The 17463-nt window shown below is 37.2% G+C and carries 10 protein-coding genes; 3 read left to right on the forward strand and 7 right to left on the reverse strand.

Annotated elements, in window-relative coordinates; translation table 11 throughout:
- Positions 1-380: 380 nt before the first annotated feature.
- Positions 381-1421 carry an LCP family glycopolymer transferase gene (locus ABC361_RS15525; protein WP_413074789.1) on the forward strand — a complete coding sequence of 347 codons (1041 nt, stop codon included), beginning with the start codon at positions 381-383 and terminating at the stop codon, positions 1419-1421.
- Positions 1422-1612: 191 nt separating this feature from the next.
- Positions 1613-5836: an SH3 domain-containing protein gene (locus ABC361_RS15530; protein ID WP_413075787.1), complete on the forward strand. Its 4224-nt coding sequence runs from the start codon at positions 1613-1615 to the stop codon at positions 5834-5836.
- Between the two features lie 45 nt (positions 5837-5881).
- Here ABC361_RS15530 and ABC361_RS15535 read toward each other — a convergent pair whose 3' ends face one another.
- From ABC361_RS15535 to ABC361_RS15565, 7 genes are all read right to left on the reverse strand, one after another.
- Positions 5882-8833, reverse strand: coding sequence for a CDP-glycerol glycerophosphotransferase family protein (locus tag ABC361_RS15535; RefSeq protein ID WP_413074790.1), 2952 nt, complete (start codon positions 8831-8833; stop codon positions 5882-5884).
- A 250-nt stretch (positions 8834-9083) separates the two neighbouring features.
- A complete protein-coding gene (locus ABC361_RS15540; protein WP_413074791.1) occupies positions 9084-11273 on the reverse strand; it encodes a CDP-glycerol glycerophosphotransferase family protein in 2190 nt (729 codons plus the stop codon).
- Positions 11274-11326: 53 nt separating this feature from the next.
- Positions 11327-11722, reverse strand: coding sequence for a glycerol-3-phosphate cytidylyltransferase (gene tagD / locus ABC361_RS15545; protein ID WP_413074792.1), 396 nt, complete (start codon positions 11720-11722; stop codon positions 11327-11329).
- Between the two features lie 102 nt (positions 11723-11824).
- Positions 11825-12589 carry a CDP-alcohol phosphatidyltransferase family protein gene (locus ABC361_RS15550; RefSeq protein ID WP_413074793.1) on the reverse strand — a complete coding sequence of 255 codons (765 nt, stop codon included), beginning with the start codon at positions 12587-12589 and terminating at the stop codon, positions 11825-11827.
- A 3-nt stretch (positions 12590-12592) separates the two neighbouring features.
- Positions 12593-13774 (reverse strand): CDP-glycerol glycerophosphotransferase family protein, encoded by a 1182-nt coding sequence (locus tag ABC361_RS15555; RefSeq protein ID WP_413074794.1) that lies wholly within the window; start codon positions 13772-13774, stop codon positions 12593-12595.
- A 68-nt stretch (positions 13775-13842) separates the two neighbouring features.
- A complete protein-coding gene (locus tag ABC361_RS15560) occupies positions 13843-15231 on the reverse strand; it encodes a sugar transferase (protein WP_413074795.1) in 1389 nt (462 codons plus the stop codon).
- Positions 15232-15368: 137 nt separating this feature from the next.
- Positions 15369-16394: a glycosyltransferase family 2 protein gene (locus ABC361_RS15565; protein WP_413074796.1), complete on the reverse strand. Its 1026-nt coding sequence runs from the start codon at positions 16392-16394 to the stop codon at positions 15369-15371.
- 130 nt (positions 16395-16524) lie between these two features.
- On the opposite strand from ABC361_RS15565, the gene ABC361_RS15570 reads away from it, so the two are divergent.
- Entirely contained in the window at positions 16525-17310 is a 786-nt protein-coding gene (locus ABC361_RS15570) for an SGNH/GDSL hydrolase family protein (RefSeq protein ID WP_413074797.1), read from the forward strand.
- The last annotated feature ends 153 nt before the right edge of the window (positions 17311-17463 follow it).

A 17463-nucleotide genomic window follows, 5' to 3' on the forward strand; every position in this document is an offset into this window, starting at 1 on the left:
GTTCTGATTTATTCATTTTTTCGTAAAAGTTATTGTTAGTATATAAGACTGATTCAGGTAAAGCAATAGAAATTTTAGATAAATGTGACTTTCATTTAGAGTTTTACTTAATTTTCGATATTTTCGTCCAATCAGTATAACATATCCTAGAATAATGTATATTCTTATTTTTTTGCTTTTTTCTTTGTTAGTACTAGCTACTGGTTTTCCCATTTATTATACTGACAAATTCTGCATCACACTTGGTAGAACTTGTCAGAAGATCTGACAGCTTTTTTCTATAATTCAGTGACATTTTTATGTAACGTTTATGATATAATTCTAATTTGGAATAGAACACATTTATTTTTATAAACGAACTGAAAAGAGGGATTGGCGTAATGGAGGAAACACGTAAACGTCGCCGAAAACAAAAGAAGAAGAGATTTGTACTAAAAACAGCTTTGTTCACAGCCCTTGTTGGCTTACTCGCAGTTGGCACAGGGGCTTGGTATATTGTTAATCAATTGAATGATACCGCGGCAAGTGCTTACCAAGGATTAAATCGTGGTGATAAATCAGAGTTGCGCGTTCAACCTGTTGATGTTGGGAAAGATAACTTTTCCATGCTTATTCTAGGAAGTGATTTCCGGGATGGCGACAGTGGTGGAGAACGAACAGATACAATGATTGTTGCAACATTTAACAAAGGAGATCGTTCAATTAAATTAACAAGTATACCTCGCGATACGTATACGGAAATCATTGGTTATACTGAAGGGCCTTTTTACGATAAAATTAATCATGCTCATGCTTTTGGTGGCATTGACATGGCAATTGATACGGTAGAGAATTTACTAGATATTCCAATCGATCATTATGGCTTAGCTCGTTTTGACGGCCTTGTTGACATTATTGATGCACTTGATGGGATCGAAGTGGACGTCACTTACGAGTTTAGCTTTAATGAAAAAAGCCGTGATGTTGATTTTGATTTCACAAAAGGTCCTACTCATATGGACGGAGAAATGGCTCTAGCTTATGCAAGAGAACGAAAGTCTGCTGAGGGTGGCGGTGATAAAGGCCGAGGAATTCGTCAGCAACAAGTAATTGAATCGATCATTGACCGCACAGCTTCATTCTCTAGTATCACACGTTTTAATGAATTCTTCGATGCAATTGGAAACAATCTACAGATGGACTTAACGTTCGGGAATATCGTCTCCTTACACGGCTATGCTTCATCAATTGATTCAATTGAGACATTGCAGCTTCAAACTGATGGTCATATGCGCCAAGATATTTATGGAAATAATATTTGGTACGAGGACGCAGTAGAAGAAGAATTAATAGAGGTGCAGCATACTTTAAGAGAACATTTAGAACTTCCGGTAGAAAGTGATTCAACATTAGAGACATCAACTAACGATTCGTTAGACTAGACAAGAGTCTAGTCTTTTTTTTTGTCGAAAATTCAAAAACAGGACTTCGTAACTAGGTTTTATTCTTTATAATAAGTGGTATAGTTTCAGGATATCTCTGCATTCGACGAGATATTGCAAAAAATACTTCAACTCTATTAATATATGAAACTTTTCATTCGATAATATAGTTGAGGTACAAATTTTTGGAGGTGTTTATCATAAAGAAGAAGATTTTGATCACAAGTGGCTCAGCCTCCGCACTAACGCTCATCGCAACGGCTCTGCCTCTTCAAACAACATTGGCCAACTCTTACAACGTTGTCGAGAATCACTACCCTATTTCATTCAGCGACGCAGTCGACCGGCAAATGGGCCTTTCTGCTCCCCCCCAAACTGACAAAAATGGTCGTTGGCAAAATGCATCTAGAAATGATGTTGCGTACTACATGAATCCAAGCAATTTCAGTCAAGGAACATCCTCATATCTACAATTCCTTGATTTGACTTCTAGTGCTGGTTTAAGTGCACAAGCAATCAATTCACAACTTTTGTCCAATAAAGGTATCTTGTCTGGCCATGGGCAAACTTTTATAAATGCGAGTAAGTTGCATGGCGTGAATGAAATTTATTTGATCTCTCATGCCCTTTTGGAAACAGGAAATGGCGGCTCTCAATTAGCACGTGGTGTCCAGTACAACGGAAGAACCGTTTATAATATGTACGGAATCGGTGCCTTTGATGGCAATGCAGTTCAAGCAGGCGCTCGTTATGCGTATAACCAAGGTTGGTTTACGCCTGAAGATGCCATTATTGGTGGTTCTCGCTTTGTATCTAATAATTATTTTGGGCGTGGCCAAACCACATTATACAAAATGCGTTGGAACCCCTCTACTCCAGGGACACACCAGTACGCTACCGATGTAGGTTGGGCGGTTAAACAAACCCATCAAATGGCGAATCTATATGGGATGGTTGACAATTATAATTTACAGTTCTCATTACCTGTCTATAATAACCAGCCTGGTGGCAACCAACAAAACGACAATGAATTAGAACCATTACCACCAAATACATACGGAACGACAACCGCTCGTTTAAATGTGCGAACAGGTCCTGGAACAAGTCATTCCATTGTAACAACGCTAAATAAAGACCAAAAGGTTGATCTGATCGCAAAGTCTGGTCAATGGTACAAAATTAAAGCTGGGAATGTGGAAGGCTATGTTTCCGAACAATTTTTGTCAATCGCAAAAGACAGCGAAGATCAAATTGATGAGATTGATGAAGATGTTATTGCAGAAGGAAAAACAACGGCTCGCTTGAATCTTCGTAGCCAACCAAATACATCTAGTTCGATTCGGACAACCTTGTCAAAAGGACAAACCGTACAAATTGTTAAACAAGAAGGAAACTGGTACTTTGTTCGTGTCGGGTTTCAAACGGGTTGGGTTTCTTCTGAATTCGTTTCCACTTCAAGTGAAAACGTCGATAACGGTAACCCTTCTCTTGGTTCTGCCACAACGACAGCTCGCTTAAACCTTCGTTCTGGCGCTGGCACATCTCATCGCGTTCTAACGACGTTACCCATTGGTCAGAAACTTGAGCTTCTTCAGAAACAAGGCAACTGGTACCAAGTCAAAGCTGGCAATCAAACGGGTTGGGTTTCTTCCGAATTCGTTTCAACTTCAAACGAAAACGTTGGAGACAACAACCCTTCTCTTGGTTCTGCTACAACGACAGCTCGCTTAAACCTTCGTTCTGGCGCTGGCACATCTCATCGCGTTCTAACGACGTTACCCGTTGGTCAGAAACTTGAACTTCTTCAGAAACAAGGCAACTGGTACCAAGTCAAAGCTGGCAATCAAACGGGTTGGGTTTCTTCTGAATTCGTTTCAACTTCAAACGAAAACGTTGGAGACAACAACCCTTCTCTTGGTTCTGCAACAACGACAGCTCGCTTAAACCTTCGTTCTGGCGCGGGTACGTCTCATCGTGTTTTAACAACGCTACCTGTTGGACAAAAACTTGAGCTTCTTCAGAAACAAGGCAACTGGTACCAAGTCAAAGCTGGCAATCAAACAGGCTGGGTCTCTGCTGAATTCATTCAAACAAGTGGTGGCAACAACGTCGATAACAGTAACCCTTCTCTTGGTTCTGCTACAACGACAGCTCGCTTAAACCTTCGTTCTGGCGCGGGTACGTCTCATCGTGTTTTAACAACGCTACCTGTTGGACAAAAACTTGAGCTTCTTCAGAAACAAGGCAACTGGTACCAAGTCAAAGCTGGCAATCAAACAGGCTGGGTCTCTGCTGAATTCGTTCAAGCAAGTGGTGGCAACAATGTTGATAACAGCAACCCTTCTCTTGGTTCTGCCACAACGACAGCTCGCTTAAACCTTCGTTCTGGCGCCGGCACTTCTCATCGCGTTCTAACGACGTTACCTGTTGGGCAGAAACTTGAGCTTCTTCAGAAACAAGGCAACTGGTACCAAGTCAAAGCTGGCAACCAAACAGGCTGGGTCTCTTCTGAATTCGTTCAAACAAGTGGTGGCAACAATATCGATAACAGTAACCCTTCTCTTGGTTCTGCTACAACGACAGCTCGCTTAAATCTTCGCTCTGGCGCGGGCACGTCTCATCGTGTTTTAACGACGTTACCTGTTGGGCAGAAACTTGAGCTTCTTCAGAAACAAGGCAACTGGTACCAAGTCAAAGCTGGCAACCAAACAGGCTGGGTTTCTGCTGAATTCGTTCAAACAAGTGGTGGCAACAATGTAGATAACAGCAACCCTTCTCTTGGTTCTGCCACAACGACAGCTCGCTTAAACCTTCGTTCTGGCGCCGGCACGTCTCATCGCGTTCTAACGACGTTACCTGTTGGACAGAAACTTGAGCTTCTTCAGAAACAAGGCAACTGGTACCAAGTCAAAGCTGGCAATCAAACAGGCTGGGTCTCTGCTGAATTCATTCAAACAAGTGGTGGCAACAACGTCGATAACAGTAACCCTTCTCTTGGTTCTGCTACAACGACGGCTCGCTTAAACCTTCGTTCTGGCGCGGGAACATCTCATCGCGTTCTGACAACGCTACCTGTTGGACAGAAACTTGAGCTTCTTCAGAAACAAGGCAACTGGTACCAAGTCAAAGCTGGCAATCAAACAGGCTGGGTCTCTGCTGAATTTCTATCAATGGACAAAGCAGCTCCGTCTCAAGAGGCTACTGTATCCAAAGCCGGTGAAACAACTGCTCGCGTGAACCTTCGTTCTGGTGCTGGCACGTCTCATCGCGTTCTAACGACGTTAAATAAAGGACAAGCGGTTGAAATTTTGAAGACAGAGAGTGGCTGGCATCAAGTTAAGGTTGGTTCGCAAACGGGTTGGGTTTCTGCGCAATATGTTTCCGAAAGAAAAGCAGCGCCTAGCATACAAGCCATGTCTCGCTCACTAATGGGACCAATGTTTATTCAAGAACATTCAAACGATGTAGAAACGGATATATCTAGTTCTCCTTCATCAAAAGAAAATACACCTACAGAAAAGGAAGTCGCCAGCATTTCCGATGAAGACGAGACAAGCAACTCGTCTCAAAATGCAGTCACAAATACGGATGAGAACAATGTTGACGAGACATCTTCTGTTGATAATGATGAAGAAATAAACACTGTTGACAAATTTGATAATCCTCATGACACGGATGTTGATGAAACATCTTCTGTTGATAATGATGAAGAAATAAACACTGTTGACGAATTTGATAATCCTCATGACACCGATGTTGATGAAACATCTTCTGTCGATACTGACGAAGAAATAAACGCTGTTGACGAATTGGACAATTCTCATGACACGGATGTTGATGAAACATCTTCTGTTGATAATGATGAAGAAATAAACACTGTTGACGAATTGGATAATCCTCATGACACGGATGTTGATGAAACATCTTCTGTCGATACTGACGAAGAAATAAACGCTGTTGACGAATTGGACAATTCTCATGACACGGATGTTGATGAAACATCTTCTGTTGATACTGACAAAGAAATGAACGCTGTTGACGAATTGGACAATTCTCATGACACGGATGTTGATGAAAATTTAGGTGAAGAGATTTTTGATGCACCTGAGATGGATAAGAGATCATCAGATGAAGAAATCGAACAGAACAACGATCATACTATCGAGGAAATCAATGAGGATCGCGCTACGAACACTGTCGAGCAAGAGCCAAATGATATTAAAGAACTTAACTCAGCTCATTACGCTTTGCTAACTGACACGTCTCTTTTATTATCTGCAGACAGTGAAAGCGAGACCTTAGTTCAATTATCGGAAGGTCAAGAGGTAGACGTTTTAGAAGAGAAATCTGGCTTCATAAAGATCAAAGTGAATAATCAAGAAGGCTGGATTATTAGTAATTCGCTTAATTTATAAGGATACAAAGACCCATTCAATGTTCTCGAATGGGTCTTAATTTTTTTATTTTGCTTTAGAAATAATATACTTCCCGACTTTATTTACTGTAGGTATTTTTTTATACCTTCTCCAAGCGGTTTTAATCAAATCATTTTTCTTTATTCTTTCAAAAAGAGATCTTCTTTGATAAATTTCTTTTTCTTTTATTAGAATCTCTTGAAAGATTCTTTCACTGTTATGATTGTCGATATGCTTAAAATAGTCACTTCGCATAGTAGCAAATTCCGCTTTTTCTTTAAACCCTGATTTCATGTAGTGAGATAATACACTTACAAGATTGCTTACATCATAACAAGCATCTCCAAACAAATCCTTCTCTAAATCCATATAGGCACCTTGATAATAATTGTATTTATCTCTATCAAATTGAAAGAAAACGACTGGTTTTTTCTGATAATACATTTCCCATGCAACACTGGAATAATCAGTAATTAACAGACTAGCTCTCATTAAGAGATCATTGACCTTTGCATCTCCGAACGCCAAGATGTTTATATTTTTATGTTCTGTAACAAAGCTTTTTACATATGGCATAAACTTAGGATGAACGTAAAAATTTAGCTTTACATTGTTCATCTTTAGCAAATCATAAAGTTTCCTTGAATTAAGTAATTCATTATAGGATTTATAATAATCGGATTTAATAAACTCATCCTCTGTGACTTCTTCTAGCCAATTTCTCCAAGTCGGCATGAAGAAGATTTCTTTCTCGTTAGACTCATGAGAGCGATCTCTTAATACATCCCAGCGAGGCAAACCAGTAACCATCATATGTTTTTCTTTATAACCAAAATAATGCTTAACAATCTCTTTTTCATAATCTGATGACACAACAAAAAGTTCAGCGGTATTTGCTGTATTATAATTAAACGTGCTGTCTACCTTTTTCAACCCTAAAACGCCATGCTGTAAGAATATATATTTTTTCTCATTTAAATACTCTTTTATAACACCTTGAGAAACTCTCCAAGCATAGCCATGTCCTTTAGCTTCAGAAGAAACGATTAATTTGCTTGCTATCAGTAAAAGTAAGTGCTTAAACGACATGAAATATACAACTCTATCCATATAGGCTTTCACGTTGCTTTCATCTGCAGTGCCTTTCTTTATTACGTAGTATACTTGTTTATCATTATGATTTTCATACGCATATTTAAAGAAATAAAAACTGTTATCTTGAGCAGTCTCACTGTATTTTTCATGCACTAACCAAATTTTTTTTCGATTAAAGAATTTAAACCACACATGATAGGTAAAAAAGGCAAGATATTCTTTCCATTTGTCAGGACGATCTTCATGATCCCCTCTTAGCCTATATGTCAAACTCACTCCCCCGTTCATGGTTACATAAGGATAAATGACATACCCAAATTTATCTTGAACAGAATGTTTAAACATAAAATGCTTCAATTTTTTATTAATGAGTAAGTTATCATTCGCTAAACGTAAACTAATTTCTTTGCCATCTACTTCGACTATTACATGGAGGTCCCAATAAAACTGTTCAAACGGATAGTTAAGTAAATCAATGCTAAATGTCGAGCGTAATAAATCTCCTTTTGCTTTTACATCTTGACTCTCAATGCGAAATTTCTTCTCATGATCAGATCTTAACACTAAATCTAAACCCGATATCTTCAGATCAAAGTTCTTTTCGTTACGAACATCAAGCTTAATTATTAAGTGTGACTGCTTCATTGATAATTTCTTTACAGATATATTGAGTGGATGTTTATTCTTGTAGTAATGATTTTTTGTAGCAAATTGAAAACTAACTTCATTCGCTTTTGTTATATAAGGTATAACTGATTGATTTTGCGTTATTTGATGGTAACCTATGTATTTATCTGTTTGATCTATTGACCCTGCATTGTAAAGGCCTACTCTTAATAGCTCTATATACTTATCTGTTTTTCTTTCTGCATATAAATCCCAGCGAGTATTTTGGATTTCTTCTTCATCAAATTGATGTGTACCCACTTTTATTAAAGGATGATTTTGATTATACACAACCTTAAAATCAAGGTTAATACGCTTCGAGGTTCCTCTATGTTTTAGATAAAGTAAGGAGTGTTCAAGCATCTCTGTATCTTGACATTTTAGCGTAATTGTTTGATCCCTATTATCCATATAAAAATCTGTTAGTGACAGGTTTCCCTTTATGATCTCTAAATGGTCTCTTGTGCTTTGTTCTCTTATTTGTAGTACAAACCTATCCGTAATACTGTATTTGTATATGTCTCTTTCTGAATTCAATTCTTGATCAAAGGAGCTAAAATTGATATAAGGCTCATACTTTTCAATTACATGATTGTTAATGAACTGAATATGAAAAAAATAGGCACCAGATTGTTTCACTTGCTTGTTTAGCATAAACCCTTTTTCTTTTTTTGAATAAATAATAGCGTCTTTCTTTAAACTGACCATATTCTCGGAATATACGATTTCGTAATGATGGGCTTCGTTCATAAAATCCAGACTTTCTTGACTCAAGACTAATAAAACAAAATCCTTTTTATCTATTATACTGGTAATTGTTATAGACTTTTTGTAACTTAAAAATAATGCTTCTTCTAATAAAATGGGTGTTGATACTTTTATACATAACCCACGTTTTTTGGTTGTATATGGCACTATAGCTTTCTCTTGAGAGGCATAATGGATTGGTTTCAAAAAAATCATCTTTTTAGGTACTGAAGGTCCGTGAAATTCCAGCTTGAATTCTTGATCTTTATTATGATTTTTCGCCATTATTTTCCAATCTCCTGCCTCATGTGTCATTAATTCTTGGACAGGTATATGAACATCATTTTCATCAATTGTTACATTAATCTTAACCTTGATACATTCATCTTGTACTAAATAAAAGTGCAAATCATTCAAATTGCCTTTAATGACCTGAAATGATAAAACCTCACCATTCCAACATACTTTTTTAATATTAATCTCTGACATATTAGACACCTTTTCACTATAAAATTTCCATATATAGATTTTAGCTTTAAAAATAGTCAAAGCTAATTCTTTATTTTAACAGGCTACAACCCTTATGTGCAGGTTTTCAAAGAAATTATTGTCAATAATTTAGTTTATAATGCACATGAATAAGTGGAGACAGCTATAGTGAGTGATAAAAATAAAAGTCACTAGTACAATCCTAGTGACTTTTGTTTTTATATTGAAGCACGATCAAATTAGAGTTCATTTACTTTCTCTTTACAATGACTTCTTCCGCAATGTTCTTTGATGCTTCTCCATTATCTAAATGACAATACGTATTGTGAAAATCTTCCATTATACGTGCATATTTTTGACTTGTATCCTCTAAGTTTGTTAGAGCTTCAATAACGTCCTCAGTTGTTTTTAGCAATGGCCCGGGAGCTTCTGTTTCAAGATCAAGATAAAAACCTCGTAATGTGTCTCTATATTTTTCCAAGTCATACGTGAAGAAGAGAATTGGTCGTTTTAAATTCGCATAATCAAAGAAAACAGATGAATAGTCTGTTATTAATACATCTGAAATTAAATACAGTTCAGTGATGTCATCATAATCAGATACGTTTAACACAAAATCCTCTACGCCTGTAAAATCTAGCTTATCGGCAATAAAATAATGCGTACGGATCAAAAAGAAGTATTCGTCCCCTAGTTGTTCTTTTAACAGATTTAATTCTAATTGTAGTTTAAATTTGTATTGTCCAGGCTTATAAAACTCATCATCGCGCCATGTGGGCGCATAAAGAACAACCTTTTTATCCGTTGGCACTTGTAATTTTTTCTTAAACGCAACCGACAGCTCGTCTTTATTTTTTGCATACAATAAATCATTTCTTGGGTACCCATATTCAAGAATTTTGTTATCAAATAAGAAGGCACTTTTAAAAATCTCCGTTGAATAATGGTTTGCAGACACTAAATAATCCCACGATCTAGACTGATCATAAAAATCTTTTTTATAATTAGGATTTGCAGAATGGACGTCGTTCATATCAAAAACAAGTTTTTTCAACGGTGTGCCATGCCATGTTGCTAAAAATACTTGATTTGGTCGTTTAATAAACCATTTTGGTTGCCTCATATTGTTCACATGATACTTCGCTTTGGCCATATAATACATGTGTTTAAAACTAAAGCGTTTGACTTTTATAGCATCACGAGGCTCTTCTTTAGATGGGTCGTTAAACACCCATATATGTTTATATTTGTTAGGATATTGGTTCTTTAAATATTCATAAATATACTTAGGACTATCTGAGTAGTTTCGACCTAAAAAGCTTTCATATAGAATAACATGATCTTTGATCTTTGTTTTTCTTGCAAGCCAAGATTGATAGAGAACGCGACTTAATGACTTTGGCTTATTTTTCACTTTCTTAATTGTTCGGAAAAGCATTCTTCGTCGAGCGATTTTTGTTGCTTTTGAATAATTTTCATCTATTAAATTTCTAACTTCTTTTTCATGTATTGCACGAGCAAAAGGGATGTTTTCAAGGCCAATACGTTTAAAGCTAGCTGACCATGCTTTTTTTATTTCGCTCGCTTCTACATCCTGATAAATATGATTTAAATACTTGTATTGGTAGGATTTAAGAAACTTATTGATTAATTTTGCTTTTAAAGAAGCATGATCGGGTCCTATCTTAGCAATTGCTTCTGATATTGATAAAGGGTAATGAATAGCTCCTTCTAGCTCTTGGTTTAATGAAGGGTTTTGGATAGGGTCATTTCGAACATACTTTTGATATATTGCATCTTTATCATAAATAACGGGCATAATTGTCTTTGTATAAGCTTGTGTCGTAAACAAAACATCAGCAAATCCTTGTTTGTTTTCATCAAAAAGAATAGAATTTGCATGAATGAATGTTCTTTTAAACAATATATTTAAGACAGATTGACGATATTTTTTCTCTGATAATGTCGCAGGTTTGCTAATTCGGTTATCAAGCAGTCGTTTAAGTAATCGATTATATGCAACAGATTCTGCATCTTTCTTAAAGGTTGTATCTTTGATTGAACCTAGCACAATATCATAATGATTTGGCAGACTTATAGCCGACTCCCTTAATACATACAGTGTGTGCTCATGAAGGCGGTCATCGACATCTAAGAAATAGAGATACTCACCTGTTGCTATTTGAATACCTTCGTTTCTTTTTGCATAAACGTTCGCATTTTCGGTCTCAATTACCCAAATCGACAGATCTTTATTTTCCATCTGTACCCTTTGAATCTGTTCATCAATCATTATTGATTTTTTTTCAACTAAAACAATCCACTCAATACCCGTTTGAATTTGTCCAGCAACTGATAGCCCACAGCTTAAAATATAATGCTCGTCTGCTACCGCCACAGGCGTTATAATACTAACGTTCACCTTCTTCATTCCTTTCATACAAAAAGAACTCCACACTTTTATCGATAAGCATGAAGCTCTCAAGATTGTTCTTATTTATTCGCTTCTAGTAATTCCGTTTTTATTTTTGTTGTTGAGATGCCTTCTGTGCGCGGTAAATAAACCACTTCACAGAATTCATTAAGGAAATCAAATTTCCCTTCCCAATCGTCGCCCATCACAAAAACATCCACATCATGTTTTTGGACATCGATTACTTTTTGTTCCCAGTTATCTTCTGCTATTACTTCATCCACATAGCGAATCGCCTCTAAGATCATTTTTCTATGCTCAAAGCTGTGATACGCTTCCTTTTCTTTTAACGCGTTAAATTCATCTGAAGAAATAGCGACAATTAAATAGTCACCTAAATCTTTTGCACGTTGAAGTAAGTTAATATGACCCCAGTGTAATAAATCAAAGGTTCCGTAGGTAATGACTTTTTTCAAAATGTTCTCCTCCTATCAATTTCTTCTATATGAACGATCTATATTTGTCTAATTTACAATAGGCACATTATAACATAGATTCTTCACTTTCAATTTGTAATATCATGGTTCTTTAGGGAAACTCTTGACGGTAATAAAAAAGCGCGCCGCAACTTTTAAAGCTAAAATAATTAAAAAGAGAATGACATACCAAGTTTGTATCGTAACCGATTGAAAACCTGATGCAATTGTTAACAGCAACAAGGTTAAAAAGAAACCTGGCAATCCTAACATGACACCCGCAATTTCAAAAACAAAGGATTTGGTACGAATTTTATTCACAGGATCTCGTTCATTTTGTTCTGACGCTCGTGTCAATTGGTAAGCAATTGGAACAAAAAGCGTCATAATAATAATGATTAGCATTATATAAAGACCCACAAGCTCTAATGAAGTTAAAAGCAGTAAGTCATTAATTACAAGGATCGCTAACGGCATTGATAAGAAAACTGGTAACGTGGCTCCTTGAATTAATAAATCAATGAAGTAGCCTTTCTTTGAAGTGTTCCCAGTAAGACGTGCTACTTCTCCATCAACACAATCCAATAGATACCCTGCATTATAGAAGAGAAATGCCATAAAAAATGCAAATGGCGTTGCTTGAATAAGCCATGCTCCAGAGGAAACGACGAATATGGCACTCAACCAGCTTATAGCATTTGGCGTTAATTTTAGTTTTATAAAAAGGATGGTCACAAAGATTGATAACCTTCTTAACACATACCAAGACCATAAATCTTCTTTTGCGCTATACGATTGAGACCGTTCCCTAAGCGCTGTTATTTTTTTCGTATCAAACCATGTTGATGCAATTTGTTTGTGTCTCATCATCTATTCTCCTGCCTTAAAGACACGTTCCACCACTCGCCTTGTCGCCTGACCGTCGTCTAATGGACAGTATAACTGATAAAACGTTTCGTTTTTCTCATCAGTTATTTCTTTAGAAGCGCGAATTATGGCTTCAATGCACTCATCGCTTGTTTTCACAATTGGTCCTGGTGCATGGTCTTCTAATGAGAAGTAAAATCCTCTAATGTCGTCTCGATATTCTTCGAGATCATAAGCAAAGAATATCATTGGTCTACGTAAGATTGCAAAATCAAAAAAGACGGATGAATAATCTGTTATTAAAATGTCAGCAATTAGATAGAGCTCATTGATATCTAAACTCTTTGTTACATCAATTACAAATCCTTCATACCCACTCAAATTAAGAGGAGTTGTAATGAACGAGTGTAAGCGTATTAGAATAACGTGGTCGTCACCAAGTTGTTCTTGACAACGCTTTAAATCAAGCTGTAGGTCAAAGTGATATGAACCAGGACCAGCATTGTGGTGATCTCGCCACGTTGGCGCATATAAGACCACTTTCTTCTCATGTGGAATGTTTAACTTTTTTTTCAAAGTTTCAATTTTTGCTTCGTTGTTCCCATTAATGAGTCGATCATTTCTGGGGTAACCTGTTTCTAATATCGTCTTTTCAAATGCAAATGCTCGTTTGAAAATTTCGGTTGAATAGGGATTGGGTGAAATTAAATAATCCCAATTTTTTGCTTCCTTATGGAAATTTTCAACATAGCGCTCCTTGTCCGTGCCAGGCATTCGAACTTCGTCCATGTCTGCAGCCAGCTTTTTTAAAGGAGTACCGTGCCATGTTTGCACATAAGTCGTGTGACCTGGTTTTTGAATCCAGTTCGGCATACGACTATTTGTTACCCAATAACGAGACCGAGCTAGTTCAAAAAACCACCTTAAACTTAGTCTCTTAATATATGGAATGTTTCTCTCTTCAAACTCTTTAACAAAGTTTTTATTTACACTCCATATAAGATTGTAGTTAGTCTTCTCTTCTTTGAGGTATTCATAGATTGCTCTTGGGTTACAGCTGTATTGTTTTCCAGAATAGCTTTCAAACATCACTTGCTTTTGTTTTACTGGCAACTTTGCAGATGCTTGAAAAAAAAGTTTGGTTAGTCGTCTAACTACATTCAACCGCTTTAGCTTTTTTAACATTGTTAAACCCTCTCCGTTACAAACAGATTCCCCACATACCGTTTATGATGTGGGGAATTCACATTTCTTTAGTGGCTCTGTTGCTTCTTTGTGTAGTAAGAAACTTTCTTGTCCGCTTTTTTATTTTTGCTTGTATTCGTTTCGCCTTCTGATTTTGCTTTGTTAATAACAACCAAAATTGTTTGCATTAGAATCGTTAAATCCAACCAGAAGGAGTAGTTTCGAATATAGTGTAAATCAAATTTAAGTTTTTTATCCGCGTCTGTCGTATATTTCCCCATGACTTGTGCATAACCAGTTATGCCTGGTTTTACTGCGTGTCGGTAATTGAACCATTTATTCTGACGTTGGAACTGTTTTGTGAAAAACTCTCGCTCTGGTCTGGGACCGACAAGGGACATATCGCCTTTTACAACGTTAATCAATTGTGGCAATTCATCAATTCTTGTTTTTCGAATAAATTTCCCCATCTTCGTGATGCGATCATCATTGGATTTCGCGAGGATTGGTCCGGTTTTCGACTCCGCGTCAATAACCATGGAGCGAAATTTTAAAATGTTAAAAGGTTTATGGTTTTTCCCGACACGTTCTTGTTTAAAGAAAACGGGGCCACGATCTTCAAGCTTAATTGCAAGAGCCGTTACGAGCATGACTGGTAACGTTGCAACAATCATCACAACCGCAGCACCGATGTCTACGCCACGTTTAACAAGTAGTTGTGTTAATGAGAGTGTAAACGGCTTTACTTGCATCACCATCGTATCGTCCATTGTCGTAACCGACGTATTCATCAGCAACATGTCGTTCACTTTAGGAACGACGAAAACTAGCTTTTTATTTTTCATTGCATGAAACATTAAGCGATCTTTTTTCTCTTCATCTAATTCAGAGCCAATGAAAACTACGTTGAATTGATTAATCTGCGTTCTAAGTTGTGCAAGCGATTCTTTTTTGTCGTACCATCTTACATAGCTACTTTTTGAAAGGAAGGAAGCTAAGCTGTCTTCCATCTCTTCAAATTCTTTTTCCGTCCCAATAAACATAACTTTCCCTTTTCGTGACAGCTGGCTATATTTCGTGTAGGCTGACTTCCAAATAAATAAAGAAAGAAATGCAAAACCGTGTGCAGAAAGTAGAACCGACCTTGGCATCGCAAATTCTCGGAAGAAAAAAGACACAGTCATCGTTATTAATAAGATGAAGGTCACAGCGATAGCAAGCTTTCGTACGATATCCCACACGTCATATTGTACCAATCGATCAAGTTCATATATGCCTAGAAATAAAATGCTTATCACTATAATCCAAGGTAAAATCCCTAAGAAAGCATCGTAGTTTTTAGGAGTCATTTGGTCATTAAAAAGAAGAAAAGCAAGTCCGTATGATAATACAATTAAAAGTAAATCGACGACCATTGTAAGCGCTCGTGTCGCGCGGTTTGGTATCATATTTGGCATCGTCTTAACTCCTAGATTCATAGAATTTTAAGCTAAGCTTCATTTTAGCATAAGAACGATCGAATGTCTTTTGTCAAAAGAAGGTTTTATAAAATACCATAGAGGGCGCATTCTTCACATATTTTTTCATAAACGATTTATTGATGTGTTCGTTTAATATGCCAATAATGGCGCGAAAAATAAGCTTGAAAGGAAGCGAACCCACGTACGAAATGCAAGATAAAAAAGGTGCCGATGCACGGGAGCCAAGACGTCAGTCCATTTTCTTTTGCACACTGATAAGAAACGGTAGCGTTCAAAGCAACATAAACCAAAACGATGCCGCTAAATAAAAGAAGCATGGCCGTACTAAACAAGGAAGCGATCAGTAAGACAAGGCCTGTTAAAAAAGCAAGCAACGGAATTCGATGCCTTAAACCTAGTGCACCTGGGGTTGCAGCATTGGCAATCATATTCCATTTCCCATCACCTAATGACTTATCAATCAAGCCCTTTAATGTCGGTCGCACATAATACGTCGATTGTATCGTTGTCGACAAATAAAAGGTTTTCCCCAAATCACGCATCCGCTTATGAAACTCGATATCTTCATTGCGCTTTAATCGCTCGTCAAATAACCCTACATCTGAAAAAACAGAGCGTTTATAGGCGCCGTATGGGACCGTATCAACGTACCCTTTCCAAGCTTTTCCTTCCAGTGTACGAAATTTTGAATTGCCAACACCAAATGGGTGGGAATAGACATACTCATTTACCTTCCCTTGTCTTCCAACACCTCGTGATTGAATAATTCCGCCGACCACATCCGCATCCGGCTGTTGTTTAATACAGTCTACATATTGTTGGAGAAAGTCGTTTGGGACTGACGTATGCCCATCTACTCGCAAGATGTAGGCACCACTTGCTTCCTTAATTCCAATATTCCAACCTGTAGGTAGTGTTTTCTTTGGATTGGTTACTACTTTAATTGCGTGTCCAATTGCCACGTACTCATTCACAATATCTAACGTCTTGTCTGTAGATTCCCCGTCGACAATGATTAGGTCAAACGTAAACCCTTTTCTTTTTTGATTGAGGAGATTCTCAATTAATGAGGCGATATAGCGCTCTTCATTTCGAATGACGAGCAGCACGCTTATGTGTAACGGTTCATTATGTAACATAGGGTTCTCCTTGTTCTAAGCCTAGCAAGGCACTTGGTTATAGTAACGATTAATTAAAAAATTCTTTCTATGTGTACCAACCATGACTATAATAGATTGTAGATAATTGTCAAGAAAGGACGTAATAATGGTGAAAAAAGCAATTTTCCCTCTTGTTATTCTTTTTAGTGTAACAGGAATTATCGTAAGCTATTTGTATTATCAGCAGCAAATTTCTTCTATAGCTGAGGATGCAACGACAGCTAGTACAAGTGACCGATCGGAATTAACCACTGAAGAGGAAGTCATTAATGAGCCCGACCTTGAAGATGTCTATTCTTCTGGCTGGTTAGGAGACTATTTTGATTCAGAGCCTCCTGCTGACCAACATCTTGTATTTGTTGGATCTCACGCGTTTGAAAGCACAGAAAGTGACCTTACTTGGCCATCGATTGTCATGGATGAGACTCTCGAGGCAATTGCACCAATTGAAATGAGCTATGACGTTTTAACGTTTAGTGAAGAAACCGTAACGTCTTCTTTAATTGACGATGTGTCTTCGGCCATTATCGCAGCTGAACCAACCATTTTAATTGTTGAATCGTTTTCATTAAATGATAATCAATACTACCTCCCGTTCACCGAAGAAGAATCTGTTCAGAATTTAGCTACCTTTTTGACACATATGGAAGATGAACTACCGGATATTGAAATGATTGTTGTTCCTTCTAATCCTTTTCCTAATGCTTTACATTATTTAGACCGAAAACAAATCCTTGATGAACAAGCCGGTTCACTGCCAGGAGAATATGTTGACCACTGGCAAGAGTGGCCGACTGGATCCGAGCTAGAGACTGTTATTCAAAACCTTCGACCAAATGATGAAGGTCAGCAAATTTGGGCCGATGCATTTCTAGAATTTTTTATCGATTCATAAGCTTATGTGTTCAAAATTTTATCTGTTAATCATGTAAATTTCCGTTATAATGGACAGCGTTCTACATTTTGTAGAACGCTTTTTGTTTGTCGAAAAAACGTTGAAAATCGCTTATCCACAAAGAAAGAGTTGAAACAAGCGTGTTTTTCCCAC

Source organism: Shouchella phoenicis (assembly GCF_047238345.1).
Classification (GTDB): Bacteria; Bacillota; Bacilli; order Bacillales; family Bacillaceae_D; genus Shouchella.